At 62.1% G+C, this 17,200-nt stretch carries 17 protein-coding genes; 15 read left to right on the forward strand and 2 right to left on the reverse strand.

What is annotated here, in order from left to right; translation table 11 throughout:
- Positions 1-54: 54 nt before the first annotated feature.
- The 13 genes from B4M43_RS00185 (at position 55) to B4M43_RS00245 (ending at position 12,061) form a co-directional block, all read left to right on the forward strand.
- A complete protein-coding gene (locus B4M43_RS00185) occupies positions 55-1,011 on the forward strand; it encodes a LysR family transcriptional regulator (protein ID WP_296262979.1) in 957 nt (318 codons plus the stop codon).
- 151 nt (positions 1,012-1,162) lie between these two features.
- Positions 1,163-1,351 carry a hypothetical protein gene (locus tag B4M43_RS00190; RefSeq protein WP_296262981.1) on the forward strand — a complete coding sequence of 63 codons (189 nt, stop codon included), beginning with the start codon at positions 1,163-1,165 and terminating at the stop codon, positions 1,349-1,351.
- A 385-nt stretch (positions 1,352-1,736) separates the two neighbouring features.
- On the forward strand, positions 1,737-2,243 hold the full coding sequence (locus B4M43_RS00195) for a disulfide bond formation protein B (protein ID WP_296262982.1): 507 nt from the start codon (positions 1,737-1,739) through the stop codon (positions 2,241-2,243).
- 560 nt (positions 2,244-2,803) lie between these two features.
- Positions 2,804-3,748, forward strand: a complete 945-nt coding sequence (gene cyoA / locus B4M43_RS00200) for a ubiquinol oxidase subunit II (protein WP_296262984.1) — start codon at positions 2,804-2,806, stop codon at positions 3,746-3,748.
- Positions 3,749-3,751: 3 nt separating this feature from the next.
- Complete coding sequence (gene cyoB, locus B4M43_RS00205; protein ID WP_296262985.1) at positions 3,752-5,770, forward strand: cytochrome o ubiquinol oxidase subunit I; 2,019 nt, start codon at positions 3,752-3,754, stop codon at positions 5,768-5,770.
- Positions 5,771-5,773: 3 nt separating this feature from the next.
- Positions 5,774-6,397 (forward strand): cytochrome o ubiquinol oxidase subunit III, encoded by a 624-nt coding sequence (cyoC, locus tag B4M43_RS00210; protein WP_296262988.1) that lies wholly within the window; start codon positions 5,774-5,776, stop codon positions 6,395-6,397.
- A complete protein-coding gene (gene cyoD, locus B4M43_RS00215; protein WP_296262990.1) occupies positions 6,397-6,738 on the forward strand; it encodes a cytochrome o ubiquinol oxidase subunit IV in 342 nt (113 codons plus the stop codon). Before cyoC ends, cyoD begins: the two co-directional genes overlap by 1 nt.
- An 11-nt stretch (positions 6,739-6,749) precedes the next feature.
- Positions 6,750-7,637 carry a heme o synthase gene (cyoE, locus tag B4M43_RS00220; RefSeq protein WP_296262992.1) on the forward strand — a complete coding sequence of 296 codons (888 nt, stop codon included), beginning with the start codon at positions 6,750-6,752 and terminating at the stop codon, positions 7,635-7,637.
- 124 nt (positions 7,638-7,761) lie between these two features.
- Positions 7,762-8,889 carry a hypothetical protein gene (locus B4M43_RS00225; RefSeq protein WP_296262993.1) on the forward strand — a complete coding sequence of 376 codons (1,128 nt, stop codon included), beginning with the start codon at positions 7,762-7,764 and terminating at the stop codon, positions 8,887-8,889.
- Positions 8,890-9,064: 175 nt separating this feature from the next.
- Positions 9,065-10,273: an alanine transaminase gene (alaC, locus tag B4M43_RS00230; RefSeq protein ID WP_296262996.1), complete on the forward strand. Its 1,209-nt coding sequence runs from the start codon at positions 9,065-9,067 to the stop codon at positions 10,271-10,273.
- A 163-nt stretch (positions 10,274-10,436) separates the two neighbouring features.
- Positions 10,437-10,823, forward strand: a complete 387-nt coding sequence (locus B4M43_RS00235) for a YkgJ family cysteine cluster protein (RefSeq protein ID WP_296262998.1) — start codon at positions 10,437-10,439, stop codon at positions 10,821-10,823.
- A 116-nt stretch (positions 10,824-10,939) separates the two neighbouring features.
- Positions 10,940-11,503, forward strand: coding sequence for a GNAT family N-acetyltransferase (locus B4M43_RS00240; RefSeq protein WP_296263000.1), 564 nt, complete (start codon positions 10,940-10,942; stop codon positions 11,501-11,503).
- A 165-nt stretch (positions 11,504-11,668) separates the two neighbouring features.
- Entirely contained in the window at positions 11,669-12,061 is a 393-nt protein-coding gene (locus B4M43_RS00245; RefSeq protein ID WP_296263002.1) for a lysozyme inhibitor LprI family protein, read from the forward strand.
- Here B4M43_RS00245 and B4M43_RS00250 read toward each other — a convergent pair.
- Entirely contained in the window at positions 12,058-12,963 is a 906-nt protein-coding gene (locus tag B4M43_RS00250) for a bestrophin family protein (protein WP_296263004.1), read from the reverse strand. The genes B4M43_RS00245 and B4M43_RS00250 overlap by 4 nt on opposite strands.
- A gap of 181 nt (positions 12,964-13,144) precedes the next feature.
- Between B4M43_RS00250 and B4M43_RS00255 the strand changes: the two genes are divergently transcribed.
- Entirely contained in the window at positions 13,145-14,218 is a 1,074-nt protein-coding gene (locus tag B4M43_RS00255) for a diguanylate cyclase (RefSeq protein WP_296263006.1), read from the forward strand.
- A 43-nt stretch (positions 14,219-14,261) separates the two neighbouring features.
- Here B4M43_RS00255 and B4M43_RS00260 read toward each other — a convergent pair whose 3' ends face one another.
- On the reverse strand, positions 14,262-14,915 hold the full coding sequence (locus B4M43_RS00260; protein ID WP_296263597.1) for a S1 family peptidase: 654 nt from the start codon (positions 14,913-14,915) through the stop codon (positions 14,262-14,264).
- Between the two features lie 540 nt (positions 14,916-15,455).
- Here B4M43_RS00260 and nhaA point away from each other — a divergent pair.
- A complete protein-coding gene (gene nhaA / locus B4M43_RS00265; RefSeq protein WP_296263007.1) occupies positions 15,456-16,811 on the forward strand; it encodes a Na+/H+ antiporter NhaA in 1,356 nt (451 codons plus the stop codon).
- Positions 16,812-17,200: the final 389 nt, after the last annotated feature.

A 17,200-nucleotide genomic window follows, 5' to 3' on the forward strand; every position in this document is an offset into this window, starting at 1 on the left:
GCAGTATCGAGTCGCACACAGGACGAGACAACGCATCGGTCTGACACATCAGTTATGCTGCGTTTGCATAAATCCCGTGACGGCATGCCGATGACCCCAGCCCAGTTGCATGAATCCCTGGCCGACATGGCGCTGCTGGTGCGCGTCATCGACGCGGGCAACTTCTCGGAAGCGGCCCGCCAGCTTGGCAGTCTGCCTTCTTCGGTGAGCCGGCAGATCAAGCGCCTCGAGCAATCGTTGGGGGCGCAGCTGCTGGAGCGTACGACGCGGCGGATCCGTCCGACCGAATCGGGAATGGAGGTCTACCGCCACTGCACGCGAATGCTCGAAGCCGCCAACAGTGCGGTGGACGTGGCCGGCGAGCTTGCCGCTTCGCCTAAAGGGCGGGTCAGGCTGAGCGCGCCCACGCAGTTCGCGCGAACGGTACTGCACCCGCTCGTGCTCGAATTTCTAAAGCATCATCCGCAGATCGAGGTGCAACTGGTATTCAACGACCTCGACGCCGACCCGCTCGCAGATGATTTGGACTTGGTGATCCGTTTGACTGATCGCCCTCCGCAAGGGCTGGCCGGGCGGCCATTGGGAAGGGTCCGCTGGCTGCTTTGCGCATCCCCCGGGTATTTGAAAAACCATGGCATTCCAAGCGTACCTCTAGACCTGGCCCAGCATCAGTGCGTGTATCTGGGGGAGACGCCCGATGACAGTCGCTGGAAGTTACGGCGTGGAGATCGGACGCAGTCCGTCCAGGTCAACGGTCGCTACATCGCCAACCATGCGGGCGCACGGTTGAGTGCCGCCGAGAACGATCTGGGCATTGCCAATCTTCCGGACTTCATCGCCAGAGACGCCCTGGCGCAGGGAAGGGTCTTGCACGTGTTGCCCGAGTGGGAGCTCGATCCGGGCAAGTACCAGGGCGAGATCTGGTTGCTCTACCATCCGACGCGCTTTTTGCCGGCGAAGGTGCGCGTACTCATCGACCATCTGATTGCTCACCTCGGCGGGTCGGCATGACCTTGTCAGCACCTGCAAAACGCTCGGCATTATATCTTTTCAACGGAACTATCCCCGCAAATCCGTTGGTCGGGATCCCCCCCACCCCCGTTCGAACCTATCGCCGTTCGCCTCCATCCAAATGATTCAACGTCCTGGTTAGGAGAGCGTCATGTCCATTCATGTCATCAAGGTTCACGGTAGCGATGTCCCTGAAGAACTGCGTGAGTCAGGGGTCACCCAAGCGTTTTGCATCGAAGACGAAACCGGTCAGCGGTTGTATTCCGACAACGATCTGGAAGTGACCCGCCTGGCGGCGTCCCTCGCACTGCAGGAGTCGCTGAACGAGAAACGTCCGTGATCGTAGCCCTGGGGCGCGGCTTGCGCCCGACAGGTGCTCGTCAGGGCAGGTCTGCACACACGAGGGCCCGGTAGCGTTACCGAACGCCCTCGCATGCGCTCTGCGCGTAGCCCATCTTGCGAATCTTCCACTTCCTGCTATCCCGGCTGCCGTATAGGCACCTGCACCCGTGCGCGTCTTAAATGAAAGCGCATCCCTCTCGTTTACCTTTAATCCTTCATTAATCTCTGTATTCTTCACTCCCGCTGTCGCAACCTCTGTTGCCGACATTGGGCGTATACCGGATCGGCCCCCTCGTTGAACCGATTCACCTGGCTCGAGTCCTAGCGACTCAGGCGTGCGCTGTGATTTTCCATCGAAGCCTCTTCCATCGAAGGACCCGGCAATGAACGAACTCTCCTCCACCTTGAACCGGGAACGGCGCTTTCTGGTTTTGCTTGGAGTCATCTGCCTGTCGCTGATCGGCGGCGCGCTGTACATGCAAGTCGTCCTGGGCGAAGCGCCGTGCCCGCTGTGCATCCTGCAACGCTATGCCTTGCTGTTCATCGCGGTGTTCGCCTTCCTCGGCGCGGCCATGCCTGGGCGGCGCAGCCTGACGGTGTGCGAGGCGCTGGTGGTGGTCAGTGCCCTGGGTGGGATTGTTGCGGCGGGCAACCATGTCTATATACTCGCCAACCCCATGGTCAGTTGCGGCATCGACACCTTGCAGCCGATCGTCGACGACTTGCCGCTCGCCAAGCTGTGGCCCCTGGCGTTCCAGGTCGACGGTTTCTGCAGCACGCCTTACCCACCGATCCTGGGTCTGTCGCTGGCGCAGTGGGCCTTGGTGGCCTTCGTGCTCACCGCAGTGCTGGTACCGCTGGGGATCGTGCGCAACCGCCGCAAGGGTTAGACAAAATGCCGCAGGGTAGGGGGCTTTCAAGGAGTCCCCGGTAACTGCGGCAACCAGCCCGAAAGACCTTGCGGGAGCGCTGAAAGCCGCATAGCCAAAGGCTTTCAGGGGCTTAAGAGGGGGTGCGACAAACTGTCGCAAAGTTGATTTTGCATGGCCTATTGTTACGGTTTATGTAAAGGACTGTTGCTCAATAAGTCATAGTCACCGTCTGGCTAGCTAACTACAATCGCCCCCAATTTCCGTTCGGCAACTGCTTGCGAGTCGCAGGATAGAAGGAAGCCTCAGCGCTCCTTTTTGCTGACTTCGTCAAGTTTCGCCTGCGGCGATTCCGGGCGGATACCCCTCCGCGTTTTTCTCGCACCAAATGGACTTGGTCTGCAGCACAGGCCGTTTGCCTATAGTACCTAAAGCACCGTCGAACACGTTCCTCGCCAAATCCTGCAGTCGGATCATTGGCCGGCGCGTATTCGAGCTAAGAAATGCTGGCGTTTGGCAGGAAGGAACGTCGGCTACCAAAACACAATTGCATTGAAGCAAGCTGATCTAGAGGTCGTGAGATGAGTAAAAAGCGTTACCCCAGACTGTTTGGCATATTGCCCGTTTTAGGCATGCTTTTACTCAGTGGGTGCAACTGGACCCTGCTCGACCCCAAGGGCCAGGTCGGCATTGAGCAAAAGAACCTGATCCTGATCGCAACCGGCCTGATGCTGCTTGTGGTAGTGCCGGTCATCATCATGACCCTGGCCTTTGCCTGGAAGTATCGCGCTTCCAACAAGTCGGCCACCTACACCCCCGACTGGTCGCACTCGACCAAGATCGAGGCCGCGGTGTGGATCATCCCGATCCTGATCATCATCGCCCTGGGTTATGTCACCTATCTGTCCACGCACCGCCTGGACCCGTACCGTCCGCTCGACTCCGACGTCAAGCCGGTGCAGATCGACGTGGTCGCGCTAGACTGGAAATGGCTGTTCATCTATCCCGAGCAAGGCATTGCCACGGTGAACAAGATCAACTTCCCGGCCAACACCCCGATCAATTTCCGCGTCACCTCCGACGCCGTGATGAACTCGTTCTTCATCCCGGGCCTGGGTGGCCAGATCTACGCGATGGCGGGCATGACCACCAAGCTGCACCTGATCGCCAACGAGGAAGGTGTATTCGACGGTATCAGCGCCAACTACAGCGGCGCCGGTTTCACCGGCATGAAGTTCAAGGCGACCGCCACTTCCCAGGCTGACTTCGATGCATGGGTCGCCGAAGTGAAGCGTTCGCCGTTGAAGCTGGACAAGGCCACCTACGACGCCTTGGCCAAACCTACTGAAAACAATCCAGTCGTGCTGTACAGCGAGGCATCGCCTGAGCAGTTCCAGCTGATCGTCGACAAGTACGAAGGCATGAACCGCGGCCGTGTTAGCCACGAAAAAGAAGGCAGCAAGGATCTGGCCACAACCCAGGGTGTGGATTCGAGTAAGCAACCAGCTGCCGGGGCAGAGGAGTAAGAGATGTTCGGTAAATTAAGTCTGGAGGCGATACCGTATCACGAGCCGATCGTGATGGTGACGCTTGCCATCATCGCGCTCGGCGGTATCGCTGTGGCAGGTGGCATCACCTACTTCCGCAAGTGGAACTACTTGTGGAGCGAGTGGCTGACTTCGGTCGACCACAAGAAGATCGGCGTGATGTACATCATCGTCGCCATGGTCATGCTGCTGCGCGGCTTCGCCGACGCCATCATGATGCGTTCCCAGCAAGCCCTCGCCACCGGCGGCTCCGAAGGCTACCTGCCGCCTGAGCACTATGACCAGATCTTCACCGCCCACGGTGTGATCATGATCATCTTCATGGCGATGCCGTTCTTCACCGGCCTGATGAACCTGGCCCTGCCTCTGCAGATCGGTGCGCGCGACGTTGCCTTCCCGTTCCTGAACTCCCTGAGCTTCTGGCTGCTGGTTGCAGGCGTCATCCTGGTGAACGTCTCCCTGGGTGTCGGCGAGTTCGCCAAGACCGGTTGGGTCGCGTATCCGCCGCTGTCCGGCATCGAGTACAGTCCGGGGGTAGGCGTCGACTACTACATCTGGGCGCTACAGCTATCGGGTCTAGGCACGACGCTCACCGGCGTGAACTTCCTGGTCACCGTGGCCAAGATGCGCGCGCCTGGCATGAAACTGATGGACATGCCGATCTTCACCTGGACCTGCACCTGGGCCAACGTCCTGATCGTGGCTTCGTTCCCGATCCTGACCGCCGCACTGGCGCTGCTGACCGTTGACCGTTATCTGGACTTCCACATCTTCACCAACTCGCTTGGTGGGAACCCGATGATGTACGTCAACCTGTTCTGGGCGTGGGGTCACCCTGAGGTCTACATCCTGATCCTGCCGGCCTTCGGCGTGTTCTCGGAAGTCACCTCGACGTTCTCCAGCAAACGCCTGTTCGGCCACCACGCGATGATCTACGCATCGGGTGCGATCGCCATCCTCGGCTTTGCGGTCTGGCTGCACCACTTCTTCACCATGGGTGCCGGCGCGAGCGTCAACACCTTCTTCGGCCTGGCGACGATGCTGATCTCCATCCCGACCGGTGTGAAGCTGTTCAACTGGCTGTTCACCATGTACCAAGGTCGCGTGCGCTTCACCCCGCCGATGCTGTGGACCCTTGGCTTCATGGTCACCTTCTCGATCGGTGGCATGACCGGCGTACTGCTGGCCGTACCGGGCGCGGACTTCGTGCTGCACAACAGCCTGTTCGTGATCGCGCACTTCCACAACGTGATCATCGGTGGCGCCGTCTTCGGTTACATCGCGGGCTTCGCGTTCTGGTTCCCGAAAGCGTTCGGTTTCACCTTGAACGAGAAGTGGGGCAAGGCAGCGTTCTGGTTCTGGATCTCCGGCTTCTACGTGGCCTTCATGCCGCTGTACGCGCTGGGCTTCATGGGCATGACCCGTCGTCTGAACCACACCGACAACCCACTGTGGGAACCCTACCTGTACGTCGCCGTCGCCGGCGCCGCGCTGATCGCTTGCGGTATCGCCTGCCAGCTGATCCAGCTCTACGTATCGGTTCGCGACCGCAACCAGAACCTGGACGTGTCGGGCGACCCATGGGGCGGCCGTACCCTGGAATGGTCGACTTCGTCGCCACCACCGTTCTACAACTTCGCCACCATGCCGGAAAAAGTCGGCCTGGACGCCTGGCACGAAGCCAAGGATGCGGGCGTTGCGTACAAGGCTCCGGCCAAGTACGAAGCGATCCACATGCCGAACAACACCTCGACCGGTGTGTTCATGGGCCTCTTGCTGGCGGTCTTCGGTTTCGCCTTCGTCTGGCACATCTGGTGGCTGGTCGGCGTCAGCCTGGTCGCGACCATCGCAGTCTTCGTTCGCCACGCTGCACGTGACGACCAGGGCTACATGGTTCCTGCCGAGGAAGTGGCGCGCATCGAAGGTGAACGTCAACGGGCCCTGCAGCTCGCCGGCGTACCTACCGGTAGCGCTCGTGTCGAAACGTTTGAACGGGTTTAATCAATGTCCAGTCATGTAATCCACGCTGGTGATCATGGTCACGACCATGGTCACGACGATCACCACCACGACTCGGGCCAGATGACCGTCTTCGGTTTCTGGCTCTACCTGATGACCGACTGCATCCTGTTTGCGTCGCTCTTCGCCACCTACGCGGTGCTGTCCGGCAGTTTTGCCGGCGGCCCGTCGGGTCACGACATCTTCGAACTGCCGTTCGTGGCCGTCGAAACCGGGTTGCTGCTGCTGTCCAGTATCACCTTCGGCTTCGCCATGCTGCAGATGTTCAAGGGCAACAAGGGCGGTGTGCTGGGCTGGTTGGCCGTCACCTTCCTGTTCGGTGCCGGCTTCATCGGGATGGAAGTCTACGAGTTCCACCACCTGATCAACGAAGGCTTCGGTCCGACCCGTAGCGGCTTCCTGTCGGGCTTCTTCGCCCTGGTAGGCACCCACGGTCTGCACGTGACTTCGGGCCTGATCTGGATGGCGGTACTGATGTACCAGCTCCAGACCCAAGGCATCACCCCGAGCGTCAAGACCCGCATGAGCTGCCTGAGCCTGTTCTGGCACTTCCTGGACGTGGTCTGGATCTGCGTCTTCACCGTCGTCTACCTGCTGGGGGTTCTGTAATGGCCAATGCACACGACACGCACCACGAAGACAACCACGGTAGCGTGAAGTCTTACGCCATCGGCTTCGTGTTGTCGGTGATCCTGACCGCGATTCCGTTCGCGATGGCGATGTACCCGGGCATGTTCAACCTGACCAAGAGCACGACCATCATGGTCATCGTCGCGCTCGCCGTGGTCCAGGTCGTGGTTCACCTGTTCTACTTCCTGCACATGGACCGCTCGAAGCAACAACGCAACAACCTGACGACGTTCCTCTTCACCGTCATGGTGATCGCACTGTTGGTCGGCCTGTCGCTGTGGATCATCTTCAGCATCCACTTCGAAATGATGGCCAAGTGAGGTAAGACTGCATGTCCGTGAAGCACTTCATCCAGATCACCAAGCCCGGCATCATTTTCGGCAACGTGATTTCCGTGGCAGGCGGTTTCTTTCTGGCTGCCAAGGGCCACGTCGACTTCATGCTGCTGCTGGCAGTGATCGTCGGCACGTGCCTGGTAGTGGCTTCCGGCTGTGCATTCAACAACTGCATCGACCGCGACATCGACCAGAAGATGGAGCGTACGAAGAACCGCGTCATGGTCCAGGGCGGCATGTCCCTGACCGTGGCGCTGGTCTACGCGACGCTGCTGGGCGTGGCCGGCTTCGGCCTGCTGTACGTCCAGGCCAACCCGCTGGCGGCCTACTGCGCGCTGGCAGGCTTCGTGGTCTACGTCGGCTTCTACAGCCTGTGGTTGAAGCGCAAATCGGTGCACGGCACCCTGGTCGGCAGCCTGTCCGGTGCCATGCCTCCGGTGATCGGCTACTGCGCCGTGAGCAACAGTTTCGACCTGGCCGCCGTGACCCTGCTGGTGATGTTCAGCCTGTGGCAGATGCCGCACAGCTTCGCCATCGCCATCTTCCGCTTCAACGACTACCGCGCCGCCAACATTCCGGTGTTGCCGGTGGCGCGTGGCGTGTTGGCCGCGAAGAAGCAGATCCTGCTGTACATCCTGGCCTTCGTGCTCGCCACCCTCATGCTGACCCTCGGCGGTTACGCCGGCATCGGCTACCTGGTGGTGGCGGCGGCGATGGGCCTGTACTGGCTGTACATGGCCTGGGGCGGCTACAAGGCCCAGGACGACAGCAAGTGGGCACGCAAGGTGTTCGGCTTCTCCATCCTCACCGTCATGGCCTTGAGCCTGATGATGTCGGTGGACAGTCAGACCGCCGCCGATGTGCTGATGACCTACGCGCGGTAACGACAGTGCGGTAATCGAAAACCCTGGCCTGGTGCCAGGGTTTTTTTATGCGCGCGATTCCCTCTGCGGTAACGGCGAAAATCGCTTCAGTCTTGCGTCTCCCTACCGAACAGGACGCAAACCCATGAGCGTATTCACCGTATATTTCTGTGGCACCGGCTCGCAGAGCTTCGATGCCCACAACGCCAACTACTGGAACGGCGAGCTGGTCTCGACCCTGGCCAGCCACGACCAGGGCCGCGAGTTCGCCGACTGGATCGTCATGGACGGGCCCGGCAGCGGCAATCTTCAGGACGACCAGCTGTTCGTCGAACCCGGCCGCTACTTCAATTGGACCGGCCAGCTGTTCGGCAAGGGCTGGGAGGAAAACGTCCAGCATGCCCTGCAGGTCATCAAGGGCAAGGCCGATTGGCAGCGCCAGCACTTGAGCGAAGAGGAGTATCAGAAGCTGCAAAGCGCAGGCGTCGAAATCCCGCCGCCCAGCGAAACGGGCAGCTGGTTCTGGCGCACCTACGACTACGGCGAACGCAAGACCACGCCACAGCAGTTGCAGGAACAGATCATCAAGCAGTTCCGCAAGCCGGTGATTCCCGAGCAGGTGAATCTGGTCGGCTGGAGCCGGGGCGGGATCAGTTGCCATATGCTGGCCAATGCCATGGCTCAGGATCCGGAGTTGAGCGCGGTGCCGGTGAACATCTTCGCCATCGATCCGGTGCCGGGGGTGGGCAACATGAGCACCGAGCGGGTCGAGCTGGCAGGGAACGTCAAGGAGTACGTGGGCTTCTACTCGCGCGACGAGCGTTCCAAGGGATTCGCCTGCGTGGTTCCCAAGGCCAAGCCGACGACGCACCTGCACGTCTATCCCATGCCCGGCCGCCACGCCACGCTGGTCGGCAATGCTTCGATACACGGCGACGCCGAAGGCGATCAGCTGAAAGAACCGGGCTTGGTGGTGCGGCATTTCGCTGAGGTGTGTCTTGCGCGGTGGGGCGTCAAACTCGACAAGACATTGGATCTGGATGATGGGCAGGTGATGGCCCACCACCAGCGCATGACTCAGGACGACGAGCAGTACGTGGCCATGCGTACGGTGTCCTACACGATGCTGACCGAAGGGGAGGTGGACGATCGATTGGTGCACCTAGGCAGCGAAGACACCGCCTTCAGCCACATCACCGGCGAATCGCTGGAGCCTTCGGAGGGGCTGCACGCGACTCAGATCAGCATGGACAGTTACCGTTACCTGCGTTGAGGTGGGCGCCCCGGCTCAGCATCAAAAGAAGATTCGATGAAAAGGCCTGAATTAACGGATTAAACAGGAAATATTTCTTTGCAAAGGTGGTCGAGCAGCAGTATCGTCTGTTTCGGCCACCGCAGTGGCCAACGTCGCTCGGACGGTTCCGGGCGCTTACGTCTTAGAGGCTTCCATGGCTGATACCCCTTCGCCGCGCCGTTTCGCGCGCATCGATCGTCTTCCTCCCTACGTCTTCAACATCACCGCCGAACTCAAGATGGCCGCCCGCCGCCGTGGCGAGGACATCATCGACCTGAGCATGGGCAACCCCGACGGCGCCACGCCGCCGCACATCGTCGAGAAACTGGTGCAGGTCGCGCAGCGTGACGACACCCACGGCTATTCCACCTCTCGCGGTATCCCACGCCTGCGCCGTGCCATTTCCCGCTGGTACAAGGACCGCTACGCCGTCGACATCGACCCGGACGACGAAGCCATCGTCACCATCGGCTCCAAGGAAGGCCTGGCGCACCTGATGCTGGCCACCCTCGACCAAGGCGACACGGTGCTGGTGCCCAACCCCAGCTACCCCATCCACATCTACGGCGCGGTGATCGCCGGTGCCCAGGTGCGTTCGGTGCCGTTGGTGCCGGGGGTGGACTTCTTCAACGAGCTGGAACGGGCGATCCGCGAGTCGATCCCCAAGCCGAAGATGATGATCCTGGGCTTCCCCTCCAACCCCACTGCGCAGTGCGTCGAGCTGGACTTCTTCGAGCGCGTGGTGGCGCTGGCCAAGCAGTACAACGTGCTGGTGATCCACGACCTGGCCTACGCCGACATCGTCTACGACGGCTGGAAAGCGCCGTCGATCATGCAAGTGCCCGGCGCCAAGGACATCGCAGTGGAGTTCTTCACCTTGTCCAAGAGCTACAACATGGCCGGCTGGCGCATCGGCTTCATGGTCGGCAACCCCGAGCTGGTCAGCGCCCTGGCGCGGATCAAGAGCTACCACGACTACGGCACCTTCACGCCCTTGCAGGTGGCGGCCATCGCGGCCCTGGAAGGCGACCAACAATGTGTGCGCGACATCGCCGAGCAGTACCGCCAGCGGCGCAACCTGCTGGTCAAGGGGCTGCACGAGCTGGGCTGGATGGTCGAGAACCCTAAGGCGTCGATGTACGTCTGGGCCAAGATTCCCGAGGCCTATGCGCACCTGGGTTCGCTAGAGTTCGCCAAGAAGCTGCTGGCCGAGGCCAAGGTCTGCGTGTCGCCGGGCATCGGTTTCGGTGATTATGGCGACGACCACGTGCGCTTCGCCCTGATCGAGAACCAGGACCGCATCCGCCAGGCCATCCGCGGCATCCGGCAGATGTTCCGGGCCGATGGCTTGATCCACAAGTAAAGCATCGGCCTCGCCACGGATGCCGACCCGTGGCGAGGCCGCTCGACCAGCCATCGGCTGCCCATTTATTTTTCATCGCCCCTCTTCTCAGCCGCCTGGGCTTGGATTACAAAGAGCGGCGGGCCAGACCCGCTTCCCTCAATCCTTCCCCCTCCGTGGCATCATGTCCGAAAACAACCCTTGCCTTGACTGCGGCGCCTGCTGCGGGTACTTCCGTGTGTCCTTCTTCTGGGGCGAATGCCAGTCGTCCGGCGGCTTGGTGCCCGACGATCTGGTGGTGCAGATCAGCCCGTCGCGGGTGGCCATGATCGGCACCGACGCCAAGCCCTGTCGTTGTACCAGCCTGCAAGGCGAGATCGGCAAGCAGGTCGGCTGCAGCATCTACGCCAACCGCTCGACGCCCTGCCGGGAGTTCGAAGCGTCGTGGGTCGACGGCGTGCACAACCCCAGTTGCGACAAGGCACGCGCCGCCTACGGCCTGCCACCGCTGACGCCGCCCGGCGCCAACGAGCCGCACTGGCCGGACGACGACGGCGCGCGCGTGGCGTAGCACGGGCGTGGCGGGGTAGCATCGGCGTGTCCATTCGACCAAGGCCGGGACGCCCGGCGCGCCCGGTCGGCCGACACTACCCGGTCACACGACCGCACATGCCAAGGAGGTCCGGCTTGACCCAGCTTCGCAGTTTCCCCCTCGATCTCTGCCTGGAAAGCCCGCGCCTGCAACTGCGCCCCATGACCCAGGCCGACGCGCCGGCCTGGCTGACCATCATGGCCGACCCGCAGGTGATGCGATATTGGCACCACGCGCCGTGGCAAAGCGTGGTCGAGGCGCAGGCCGCGTTGGCAGACGACCACCGGGCCTACCTCGCAGGCCAGCAACTCAAGCTGGGCATGTACCGCCGCGACAATGGCGAACTGATCGGCATGGTGCAGTTGTTCAACCTCGACGAGGTGTCGCGCCGTGGCGAGATCGGTTACTGCCTGGCCACGGCCGTGCAGGGGCGCGCCTACATGGACGAAGCCCTGACCTGTTTCATCGACTACCTGGCCCACACCCTGCAACTGCGCCGTCTGGAGGCCGAGATCGACCCCCGCAACGAGGGCTCGGCGCGTACCTTGGAGCGCCAGGGGTTCGTGCTGGAAGGCACCTTGCGGGCGCGTTGGTGCGTGGCGGGGGCGTTGTCCGATTCCGGGCTGTACGGTCTGTTGCTGGAACCGCCGGTGGCCTGAACGCGGTAGCCGAGGCGCTGCACCCGGAGCAGGGCAGCGCTACACTGCGCGGTCAGGGCCGATGGCACCCGCATCCACGCGTGCGATCCGCGGCGCCGAATCGACCGGCGCTCGCTTTTTGCGCGCCGGGCAGACGGCCCTTCCACCCAATCGAAAGGAGTTCATATGGTTCTTCGTTCCCTGATCGGCGCCGGCCTGGCGTTGCTGCTCACCGCCACCGGCGCGCAGGCGGCAGAGGATTCTGCGGCCTACACCCAATGCATCGACACCGCCTCCAGCACGACGCTGATGCTGACCTGCATCCAGACCGAGCACGAAGCCCAGGACAAGCGCCTCAATGCCGCTTACAAACAACTGATGGGCAAGCTCGACACCGAGCAGAAGCAGACCCTGCGCACGGTCCAGCGAAGCTGGCTGGCTTACCGTGATGCCAATTGCAGCTTCCATGGCAGCCTGGGCGGCGGCACCCTGTCTCGGGTCGATGCCTCGATGTGCGTCAAAGACATGACCCGCGATCGCGCCAGCGAACTCGAGCAGCTGGCCAACCCCGAAGGCTAGACCCGCTCCAGTGCCGGCACCGGCTCGTCGCACAGCGCTTCGCGCTGCATCGACTCCAGGTTGCGCTCGATGGTTTCGCAGATGGTGTCCATCTTGATCTGGTGTTCGCTGGCGCGGAACGGGCTCTGCAAGTCGGTGCCGATGCGCTCGATGGCCAGCAGCATGAAGCCGACCACGGTCGAGGCCAGCGGCGTGAACCAGCCCAGCGACTCGACGATACCGACCGGCACGATCAGGCAGAACAAGCTGATGAACAGCCGGGGGAAATACACGTAAGGAAAGGGCAGGGGCGTGTTGGCGATACGCTCCATGCCGCCCTGTGCGTTGGATATGTCGACCATGGTCGATTCCAGCCGCGCCAGGCGGATGCTGTCGAGTCGGCCGGCCTTGTACTCGCTCGCCAACAGCGCGGCGGAGCCGGCAAGGATGTCGTTGGCGAAGTTGTTCGACCCGTTGCGCCGCTCGAATTCGGTGTGCGGGATGAACGCCTTCAGCTCCGGCCGGCAGGGCTCGCCCTTGAGTTGCGCGGCCAGGGCGTTCACGTAGGCCACCTGGCGGCGCAGCAAGGTGGCCTTGACCGGGTTGAGACGCTCGTCGGCATCGTCGACCAGGGTCAGCACTTGCCGGGCGAAGCTGCGCGAGTTGTTGACCATCGCGCCCCACAAGGTGCGCGCTTCCCACCAGCGGTTGTAGGCACTGCTGTTGCGAAAGCTCACCAGCACCACCAGCGCCGAGCCGAGCAGGGTGAGCGGGATCAGCGGCAAGTTGAACTTGCTGTTGAGGAACAGCATGAAATCGATGGTGACGACTACGTCCCAGATCAGCAGCCAGAACAGCGACCAACCGATGTAGCCGAAGGTTTTGGTCACCAGATGGACTTTGCGGGCAATGAAATCTTTCAAGGCACGACCTCGTGTGCATGAACAGTGAGCATCCGACGCCACCAAGGGAACAAGGTTCGCGCGGGCGTTTGAGCGGATGTGTACCGATTCGAGCAGTGATGGCACAATGCCTTCCTGTGGCCTAGCCACCTTTACTTCGATCCGTGTCGAACCCGTCACACCATCCATTCGGTACTCATCCATGCATCAGCCCACCGGTAAGGGTCTGTCGTTCGCCAGGCGCATGTATCTGCCGCGCGCCATCGGCACCGGTCTGGGCTTCTTCTGCGTGGCGATCGGCATCTGGCCGTTGCAACCCGGGGCTTGGGTTTGGTTGGTGCTGTTGGCGCACGGCTTCGTCTGGCCGCATGTGGCGTTTCAGCTGGCGCGCGGATCGGCCAACCCATTTCGCACCGAACAGCGCAACCTGCTGTTCGACGGTTTTGCCGGCGGCGCTTGGGTTGGGGTGATGGGCCTCAACCCGCTGCCCAGCGTGATCGTCCTGTCGATGATCGCCATGGACAAGATCGCCGCCGGCGGCTGGCACATGCTGGTCAAGACCTTCGCCGCGCAAGCCATGGGCATAGTCGTCGGATTTTGGCTATACGGCCCGCCGTTGCTGCCGCCCACGACCCAGCAACAGATGCTGGCATGTTTGCCGATCCTGCTCATCTACCCCATCGCCGTCGGCATGGTCTGTTACCAAGTGATGACCCAGCTCAATCAGCACAAGCGTGCCCTGGCTCGGCTGAGCCAGACCGACAGCCTGACCGGCTTGACCAACCATGGGGCCTTGAAAGACTTGCTGCTGCGCGAGTTCGAGCGCTGCCGTGCGCAAGCGGCCCCCACGCACCTGGCGCTGATCGATGTCGACCACTTCAAGCACATCAACGACACCTACGGGCACCTGGTGGGCGACAGCATTCTGCGCACCATCAGCGCCACCCTTGCCGCGCAGTTGCGCAAGCGCGACCCGATGGCGCGCTATGGCGGCGACGAGTTCTGCGTACTGCTGCCGGAAACGTCCACCTTACAGGCGCAAGAGATCCTCGAGCGCCTGCGCCAGGCCGTCGAAGACTTCCGCCACCCCGAGCTAGGTCAACTGCGCGTGACTTTGAGCATCGGCGTAGCCGCCCATGGCCCGGCGCTGGTGGATGCCGACGCGTGGTTGCACGCCGCCGACATGGCCCTTTACCAGGCCAAGCACGGCGGCCGCAACCGGGTGGTCCTGGCCGGTTTCGTGCTGGCCGGCGAGGCGTCGGCAGCGCCGGTCTGAGGCGCACGCGCCGTGCCGGATGCAGAGGCGCAACCGCTGGCGATCAGTTGCCGGGGGCCTTGGCGACCAGCGCCGCGATCGGCTGTGGCCGTTTCGGCTCGGCGCCCTGGTGCGCCAGTTTGTACTGGTAGCGTTGCCATTCCCGGTCTATCTCGGCGTAGGGCATGAACACGCTGATGCGTTTGGCCTTGGCCAGGTCCGGACGGCGAGCGGCATCGATGCCGTCCTTGTCGATGTAGGCGACGTTGATGCCGACCACCTTGCCGTCGTCGGCGAACAGCGGCCCCCCCGACATGCCCTTGACCAGCGGGCCGTCATGCACGGAATAGAACACGCCGCCACCGGTACCCGGTAGACGTACCAGCGAAGTCAATGCGTGACCATGGCCTTGCATGGGCATCGCCAGCCCATTGAAGCCTACGGCCGTGACCGACTCGCCTGGCACGAACTGGCGCCATTGCGGAATCTGCTTGGCCTTGTGGCGGAAGAAGACGACATCGCCCAGCCCTTCGTGCACCACTCCTGGAAGGAAAGGGGTGTGCTTGGCAGTAACGGCGTAGTCCTCGTTCCACTGGATGGCCGAGGCCATCAGCAGCAACGGCAGCGGGCCGCCGGAATAGACGACGAACGCTTGGTCATAGGTGGGGTTTGAAGCGAACGAACTGGTGGGCATTCCATTGCACCCACTCAACAGCATCAGTGCTGCGAGGCAGGGCACAGTCGATTTCATGATTTAGGTTTCTGGGGGGCGGATGGGCAGCATGACGAAGGCTATCGGCATGCATAACTTATGGGTTAGGTCCAATGTAAGTGAGGGTAATGGTGGCACATAGCTATTGCCAATCGAAATTAGCGATGGTAGGGATAGAATCCGCTGAGTGGTATGCCGTATGCCGGTATGTGCAGACTGCAGGGATTTATTGCGGGGGCGGCTTGAGCCGTATTGGGTGGCCAATCCAGGTAGTGCGTGCGATCCGAAGGGAAGCGACCGTAGCCTTGGAGGGCTCAATGAATCCTGTGTCGGGTCGAGCGGAGTTCGGTCATCCGCCTCCACGCCATGGACTGTGTAAGAAAAATCTACAACCGGGCCATAGCATGGAAATTGGCCCTCTTCCCGACCGGAGTCTTTTGCACCAGGCCGGTGCTGGGCCTACAATGCCGCCTGGGTGCGTAAGGCATGTCGCTGGCTCGCAGGTTAAACATCCAACACCGGTCGGGCCGCTGGTGAGGCGTCAACATGCCCGCACCCAATACCCCCGCATCCACCGTCATTCCCCGTCCGCAGCGTCTCACCAGCCAGGCCCTGGCCGCGTTCGAGCGTTTCGCCCATATCGAAGCCGTCAGCGGCATCGCTCTGGTCATTGCCGCGATCGCCGCACTGATCTGGGCCAACAGCTCGGCCAGTGCCTCCTATGAAGCCTTCTGGCACACCCAGGTGGTACTCAGCATCGGCTCGTTGAGCCTGGGCCAGTCGCTGCACTTTCTGGTCAACGATGGCCTGATGACCATCTTCTTCCTAGTGGTCGGCATGGAAATCCGCCAGGAAATCCAGGACGGCGCCTTGTCCAACGCGCGCATGGCCACCTTGCCTCTGGGTGCCGCCCTGGGTGGCGTGCTGGTGCCGGCCGGCATCTATCTCGCCTACAACTGGGGCCTGCCCTCGAGCCACGGTTGGGCAGTGCCGACCGCCACCGACATCGCCTTCGCCGTCGGTGTGCTGGCGCTGCTGGGCAAGTCGATTCCGGCCAACCTGCGCATCTTCCTCCTGGCCGTGGCGATCATCGACGACATCGCCGCGATCCTGATCATCGCCGTGTTCTATACCGCCAGCCTGGACTTCGCCGGGCTCGGCATCGCCGGCGCCGGCCTTGCGCTGGTGCTGCTCATGCAGCGCATGGGCATCGGCACGGCCTGGGCCTATGTGGTGCCGGGCGCGATCATCTGGGCCGGCCTGCTCAAGTTGGGCGTGCACCCGACCCTGGCCGGCGTGGTGCTGGGCCTGATCACGCCGGTGCGTTCCGCACCGTCCCACGAGCGGCCGCTGGATATCATGTCCAAGGCCTTCCGCGACCTGTTGCACCGCGTCGACCAGGGCGAGAAGAAAGTCTCCACGCCGCTCAAGCAGATTCGCCTGGCCGAGCGCGAAGTGGTGCCGCCGGTACAGCGCGTGCAGGAGCGCCTGCACCCCTGGGTGGCGTTCGCCATCATGCCGCTGTTCGCTTTGGCCAACGCCGGGGTGAACGTGCAAGGCGCACAACTGGACGTGCCGATCAGCTTCTCCGTCGCCTATGGCGTGGTCATGGCGCTGGTGCTGGGCAAACCGGTGGGCATCTTCCTCGCCACGCTCGTTCTGGTGCGCAGCGGCCTGTGCACCTTGCCGCAGAACGTGAAGTGGGGCGGGGTGGTGCTGGTGGGCTTGCTGGCCGGTATCGGCTTCACCATGTCCATCTTCATCGCGGGCCTGGCCTTCGACGACGCGCATCTGCTGGCGGTGGCCAAATTGAGCGTGCTGTGCGCGTCGACCTTGTCGGCGGTGATTGGCCTGGCGTGGGGTGTGCTGCACTTCAAGTGGAAGATCGGGAGCGGGAAGTAGCGCCTGAGCATTCTTTCGACCGCCCCTCGACCGATCGTCGAGGGGTTGCAGGGTAATCAAAAGGCCAAGCGCGCAGCCGCGCGCTTGGCCTTTTTCAATGATTTGGGTAAGTGGCAATTGCCTGACAGTTTGGAAGTGCGGCGGGTGCGAAGCAGTACACGGCTGCCTCGGCAAGATAGGGATGGGCGAGTGTTCAGCGGAGTGGTAATCAAGCTCGAGGCTACGATAGCGAAAGCGAACACTCAGCAATGGCCAATTGATAACAAGCCGTGCTCGGATGCCCAGTATGTGGCGGAGTAGTGTCATGCCCGTATGCAAACTTACTCGATTCGACGGTAGGTTGTTTCTGCCCGAATCCGGCGGTCCGCGATGACCGGATCGAAGGAGGC

The organism is Pseudomonas sp. UBA6562 (genome assembly GCF_002434265.1).
Classification (GTDB): Bacteria; Pseudomonadota; Gammaproteobacteria; order Pseudomonadales; family Pseudomonadaceae; genus Aquipseudomonas.